The sequence below is a fragment of the Aeromonas sp. genome (assembly GCF_050633025.1).
Classification (GTDB): domain Bacteria; phylum Pseudomonadota; class Gammaproteobacteria; order Enterobacterales; family Aeromonadaceae; genus Aeromonas.
Map to the genome: position 1 here is coordinate 1 of NZ_JBODRQ010000175.1, position 5,713 is coordinate 5,713.

Annotated in this window: 6 protein-coding genes; 2 read left to right on the top strand and 4 right to left on the bottom strand. The window is 61.5% G+C overall.

Annotated features, from left to right (window positions below):
• Window positions 1–7 precede the first annotated feature (7 nt).
• Complete coding sequence (locus ACRAUW_RS16420; protein WP_139407684.1) at window positions 8–172, bottom strand: DUF2256 domain-containing protein; 165 nt, start codon at window positions 170–172, stop codon at window positions 8–10.
• Between the two features lie 460 nt (window positions 173–632).
• Here ACRAUW_RS16420 and ACRAUW_RS16425 point away from each other — a divergent pair, with 460 nt between their 5' ends.
• Complete coding sequence (locus ACRAUW_RS16425; protein ID WP_431363139.1) at window positions 633–2,042, top strand: tryptophanase; 1,410 nt, start codon at window positions 633–635, stop codon at window positions 2,040–2,042.
• A gap of 108 nt (window positions 2,043–2,150) precedes the next feature.
• Here ACRAUW_RS16425 and cdd read toward each other — a convergent pair whose 3' ends face one another.
• From cdd to ACRAUW_RS16440, 3 genes are all read right to left on the bottom strand, one after another.
• On the bottom strand, window positions 2,151–3,035 hold the full coding sequence (cdd, locus tag ACRAUW_RS16430) for a cytidine deaminase (RefSeq protein ID WP_431363140.1): 885 nt from the start codon (window positions 3,033–3,035) through the stop codon (window positions 2,151–2,153).
• A gap of 197 nt (window positions 3,036–3,232) precedes the next feature.
• Window positions 3,233–3,919: an LrgB family protein gene (locus ACRAUW_RS16435; protein WP_431363141.1), complete on the bottom strand. Its 687-nt coding sequence runs from the start codon at window positions 3,917–3,919 to the stop codon at window positions 3,233–3,235.
• The gene (locus ACRAUW_RS16440; protein WP_236361160.1) at window positions 3,916–4,272 is read right to left on the bottom strand and encodes a CidA/LrgA family protein; all 357 of its coding nucleotides are present in this window, start codon (window positions 4,270–4,272) and stop codon (window positions 3,916–3,918) included. Before ACRAUW_RS16440 ends, ACRAUW_RS16435 begins: the two co-directional genes overlap by 4 nt.
• 177 nt (window positions 4,273–4,449) lie before the next feature.
• Here ACRAUW_RS16440 and ACRAUW_RS16445 point away from each other — a divergent pair.
• Window positions 4,450–5,713, top strand: a 1,264-nt coding sequence (locus tag ACRAUW_RS16445; RefSeq protein ID WP_431363142.1) for a glycoside hydrolase family 36 protein, incomplete at its 3' end; no start/stop codon positions are given.

Sequence of the window (5,713 nt, forward strand, 5' to 3'; positions counted from 1 at the left end):
AGCTCCATCAGACTCGATCCTCCTCAGGTTGCTGGCAGCTGTGACGAGCGTGGCGGCAGCGCTCGCTGCAGTAGCGAACTTCCTCCCAACTGCGCGCCCACTTGCGTCGCCAGCTGAAGGGGCGCTGGCAGACGGGGCAGATCTTCTCGGGCAGATGGGGTTTGCGATGCATGATGGCTTCCGGCCCTGGCTGATGGGGGATGTGGCGTGTGGGTAGGGAGAATAACGAAGCGGGGGCGCGGGCGGATCAACCTCACTGCCAGTTTGCCGCGCAGATGCCCACTTTGTGAGCGGGCGCACAGCCCGTCGGTGCATCTCTTGTTTGCAAATTAACCAGCCGTTAACGTGGCGAGGCTGCCCGCTGGCAGCATCCATCAATGGATCTTGTTGGCCACCGACTGTCTACAACCGATATGGAGGGGAGTGATGCCAATCATGACAGCTACGCCCCGGGCAGCTTGCCTGCTCGCCCACTGGTATACCCGGGATCCCATTCTCACCTTCGACTTTCCTCACCGCTGATTGGCGGCTCCCGCCGTTTGAATTTGTCAGCCGGACGACCCTGAGCGCCCCGGCCTATTTGCCAATCGCTATTTCAAACACACTGGCCCCGCGCCGGTGAGGAGTCTTTTATGCGTCGTATACCCGAGCCGTTTCGTATCAAGATGGTCGAGCCCATCAAACAGACCACTGGCGCCGAGCGCCGTGCCGCCCTCGAGGCTGCTGGCTGGAACCCCTTCCTGCTGCTGGCCGAAGATGTCTATATCGATCTGCTGACCGACAGCGGCACCGGTGCCATGTCTGACCGTCAGTGGGCCAGCATCATGATGGGGGATGAGGCCTATGCGGGCAGCCGCAACTTCGTCGAGCTGGAGCGCACGGTGCGCGACATTTTTGGCTACCAGCATGTGATGCCTACCCACCAGGGGCGCGGGGCCGAGCAGATCCTCTTCCCCGAGCTGGTCAAGCGCTGCAAGGGCAAGGCGCCGGTCTTTATCTCCAACTACCACTTCGACACCACCAAGGCCCACGTGGAGTTGGCCGGCGCGCGGGCCATCAACCTGCTCACCCCGAAAGCCCTCGATACTACGGCCCCTTATGTCTGGAAGGGGGATTTTGATCTCCCTCGCCTGACCGACACCATCGAAACCCTGGGGGCCGACAACGTGGCCGGCATCATCATCACGGTCACCTGTAATAGCGCCGGTGGTCAGCCGGTCTCCATGGCCAATATGGCGGCGGTCTCCGAGCTGGCCCGTCGTCACCATATTCCGGTGGTGATCGACGCCGCCCGCTTTGCCGAGAACGCCTGGTTTATCAAGGAGCGGGCCCCGGCCTATGCCAAGCACAGCATCAAGGAGATAGTGCGCCAGATGTTCGCACTGGGGGATATCTTCACCATGTCGGCCAAGAAGGACGGACTGGTCAATATCGGCGGGCTCTGCTGTTTCAAGGAGGATCTCGACCTGTTCCGCGCGGTGCAGGTGCGCTGCGTGGCGATGGAGGGGTTTGTCACCTATGGCGGCCTTGCCGGGCGGGACATGGCGGCGCTTGCCATTGGCCTGCGGGAGGGGATGGATGAGGAGTATCTCACCTATCGCATCAGTCAGGTGGCTTATCTCGGCGAGCGGCTGGCCGAGGCGGGGATCCCGATCCAGACCCCCACTGGCGGCCATGCGGTGTTTGTGGATGCCAAAAAGCTGCTGCCCCATATTCCGGCCGAGCAGTTTCCGGCCCATGCGCTCGCCTGCGAGCTCTATCTGGAAGGGGGCGTGCGCGGGGTGGAGATTGGCTCCCTGTTGCTGGGGCGTGATCCCGCCACTGGCAAGCAGGAGGCGGCGGACTTTGAGTTGCTGCGTCTCACCATTCCGCGCCGGGTCTATACCCGGGATCACATGGACTATGTGGCCGACTGCCTGATTGCGGTGAAAGCGCGGGCCAGCGACATTCGCGGGCTCACCTTTGACTACGAGCCGCCGCTGCTGCGCCACTTCACTGCGCGGCTGAAACCGGTCTGCTCAGCAACAGGTTTTAAGGGGTGATCAACTGCGCCAAGCCGTGAAGATCACCGGCGATTCCTGGTTAAACGGCCCAGTAAAAAAGCCCCCACACCAAGGTGCGGGGGCTTTCGTTTATCGAAGCAAACCGGGTCAGACCGCCTGATACTCCAGCTCGACCGAACCCAGCGCCTTAAGAGTGGACTGGGCGGAGTCACGCTGGCTGATCTGGCCGTTTTTGTTCTCCAGCAGCACGGCGCGGCGGATGGTGGCGAGATCTTCGCCGTTAAGCACCGCATGGGCGCAGGCCATCTGCATCGGTGGCAGGCTGGGGTTGAAGGCGGCGTTCTCGGCGTAGCGGCCCGAGAAGATGCGGCCATCGGCAAACTGCAGCGCCACTGCGGCATAGCCCTGACTGTAGGGGGCGTAGCTTTGACGGGCGGCGGCCAGCGCGGCTTGCCACAGCGGGTCTTCGCTTTGAAGCTCAAGCTCTGCGTGATCCTGCGGGCTCATCAGCGCATCCGTGATGTCGAGATCCGCCGGGCCAAACGAGTGGGGCAGGAAGGATTGCAGGGCGCTCAGGTCATCGGGCAGGGAGACTTTCAGGATCTTGGCGGTGCTCAGCTCGTTCATAAACTGACGGCAGTGGCCGCAAGGGGTGTAGTTGACGGTGATTTCAGAGATCCCGCTCTCGCCACCCAGCCAGGCGTTGGAGATGGCGGACTGCTCGGCGTGAACCGAGTGGAACAGACCTTGCCCCGCAAACTCCATGTTGGCGCCGAAGTACCAGCTGCCGCTAAGGCCACAGACGATGGCACCGACATAAAATTTGGAGATGGGCGCCACCGAGCAGGCAGCAGCCAGCGGCAACAGGGCGAGGCGCAGGGCGCGATCATCGAGACCTGTGGCGGCTTTCAGGGTGGCGACTTGCTCCAGCGTGAAGCGGGCGTTGAAGTCGGCATTATCCAGCATGGGCTGCACGGCTGCTTTGAGCGGGGCAGAGAGGGTATCGAATGGCTTGGCAAAACGGGGATGCATAGTGTGTCCTCAAAGGCCAATTGGGCGGCCATTGTAGGGAGCAAGCTCGGGTAAATGTGTGAGCAGGCTCACGCCCTGACGGGCAAACGGAGTGGGATGGTAATGGAAACGTTTGTCTTGTGCAAATTGTGCGGCAGGTCGCACCCCGAGAGGCCAGCAGGCCCCCCGGAATGGTCAACAGGTGGTGAATGGGGTCATCAGATCAGCCAGTGATAGATGGCAAAAAGGAGGGGAGCGACGGCCGCGGTGAGGATACCGCACACCACCATGGCGAGCGATGCAAAGGCCCCCTGGGTGATCCCCTTCTCGGCGGAGGTGGCGGTGCCGATGGCGTGGGCACAGGCCCCCATGGCGAGCCCTTGCGCTTCCGGGTCGGTCACTTTGAGCAATCTGAGCAGCGGGTAGCCGATCAGGGCGCCCACAATCCCCACCACCACCACCACGGCGGCCGCGATGGCGGGAATGCCGCCGATGGACTGGCTGACGCTCATGGCGAGCGGAGTGGTGATGGATTTGGTCGCCAATGAGGCGAGCAGCGCCGGATTTGTGCCCATAAAGTGACCGATCAGCAGGGTTGTGCACACCGAGATCAAGACGGAGGTGAGGGTACAGATTAGGATGGGCTTGAGTTTGGCCTGGATCTGGCGTGCCTGTTGATAGAGCGGCAGCGCCAGCGCCACCACGGCGGGCTCCAGCAGCATGGTAATGGGGCTGCTGCCGCGCTCGTACTGCTCAAGGGGCAGATCAAACCAGAGTAGCAGGCCGATGATCACCGCGGTCGGCACCAGCACAGGGTTGATGATGGGCCAGGGCAGGCGGCGATAGAGGGCCCGGGTGGCGAAATAGAGCGCGAACGTTAAGGGAATGGCTAGCCAGAAGATCATTTGTTCATCCTCTGGTAGAGCCGACCGATGGTGGCGAGGATCAGCACGATCCCGAGCACGATGCAGAGCATGATGACGCCGAAGGATTGGCGCAGGGGCTCAAGCCAGGCCACCAGTCCGACCGCGACCGGCACGAACAAAACGCCCATGTGGCGCAGCAGCAAGCCTGCCCCCAGCTCGACCCAGTGCAGCTTGATCAGTTGCAGGGAGAGCAGCACGAAGAGCAGCAGCATGCCGATGATGCTGCCGGGAAAGGCGAAAGGCAGGATGGCTGCCACGGATTTGCCTGCCAGCAGGCAGGCGACGATGACCATAAAATCACGAAAGTACAGCAAGGCGCGTTGCGCGATCACGTGAACCTCATCGACTGGGAAGAAAAATCGCAGTTTACCAGAGAGGCCGGGTCGCGGCATTAAAACAATAACAACTGAAATCGGTTCGTTTGAGGCTGATTTGTATGCAGATTATCTGTTGAACAATCTTTTGAAGATCGTCTGATAGAACCCTTTTTCGAACTACAAGGAGTAGTTATGACATCCCTCTTGTCCCGAGTTCGCCAGCTGGCGAACGATAATGCGTTGCCACCCCATCTGCTGCAAACCCGTCAGTGGGAAGGGCCCCTGTGTCGGGTGCGACTCGACAACACCGGCGCTGATGCCACTCCGGTTGAGCGCTGGGTGCTGTTTGACGGCAAGCTTGGCCTTCCGGTGGAGAGTGCCATCTATGGCGAAGGATTCCAGATGCTGGCCCAGACCATGGGGTGCTGGCAATCACCGCAACATGTCGGCCGTTGCCCCGATGCCAGCGTTTATCGCATTACCGATGACAATGGCTATCACACCATTCACAACCTGCTGCTGGTGGAGCATGGCAAGGGGTGGCTGCTGCTTGCCTTTGCCAGCTGTCACCTTTTTGGCGGGGAGTTTCGCCTTTACCCCGATGGGCGCTTGCAGATCCTGATGAACTGCGAAGGGCGGGAACTCGCGGCCGGTGAGCACTGGCAGAGCGAAGCGCTGATCTGCCTCGAAGGGGCGGAGCGCGAGGATCTGCTGGCCGAGCTGGCACGGCTGATCGAGGTCGAGCACGGCTCGCTGATCGGCCAGGTGAGTGAGCGCCCGAGCGGTTGGTGCTCCTGGTATCACTACTACGCCGAGGTGAGCGCTGCCGATATTCGCGAAAATCTGCAGGTGCGTGCCGAGCGCTTCCCGGCGTTGCGCTATGTGCAGATCGACGACGGCTATCAGGCCAAAATGGGCGACTGGCTCACTCCGTCGGCCAAGTTCGAGCAAGGCGTTGCTTCATTGGCTGCGGAGATCAAACAGGCTGGCTGCGAGCCCGCCCTCTGGGTCGCTCCCTTTATTGCAGAGCCCACTTCACAGGTGTTTCAGGATCACCCCGACTGGTTTGTGAAGGGGGATGACGGACTGCCGCTCCCCTCCGAGCGGGTCACCTATGGCGGTTGGCGCTGCACTCCCTGGTATGTGCTGGACGGCACTCACCCCGAGGTGCAGGAGCACCTTGAGCAGGTGTTCCGTACCCTGCGTGAGCAGTGGGGCATTCACTACTTCAAGCTCGATGCCAACTTCTGGGGCGCTATCCACTGTGGCCGTTTCCACGATCCGGCTGCTACTCGGGTTGAAGCCTATCGACGCGGTATGGCGGCCATTCTGCGTGGTGCAGGTGAAGGCGCTTTCCTGCTCGGTTGCAACGCCCCCATCTGGCCAAGCCTTGGGCTGGTGCACGGCATGCGGGTGAGCGATGACGTGGAGCGCAATGGTCACCGCTATCGCCAGA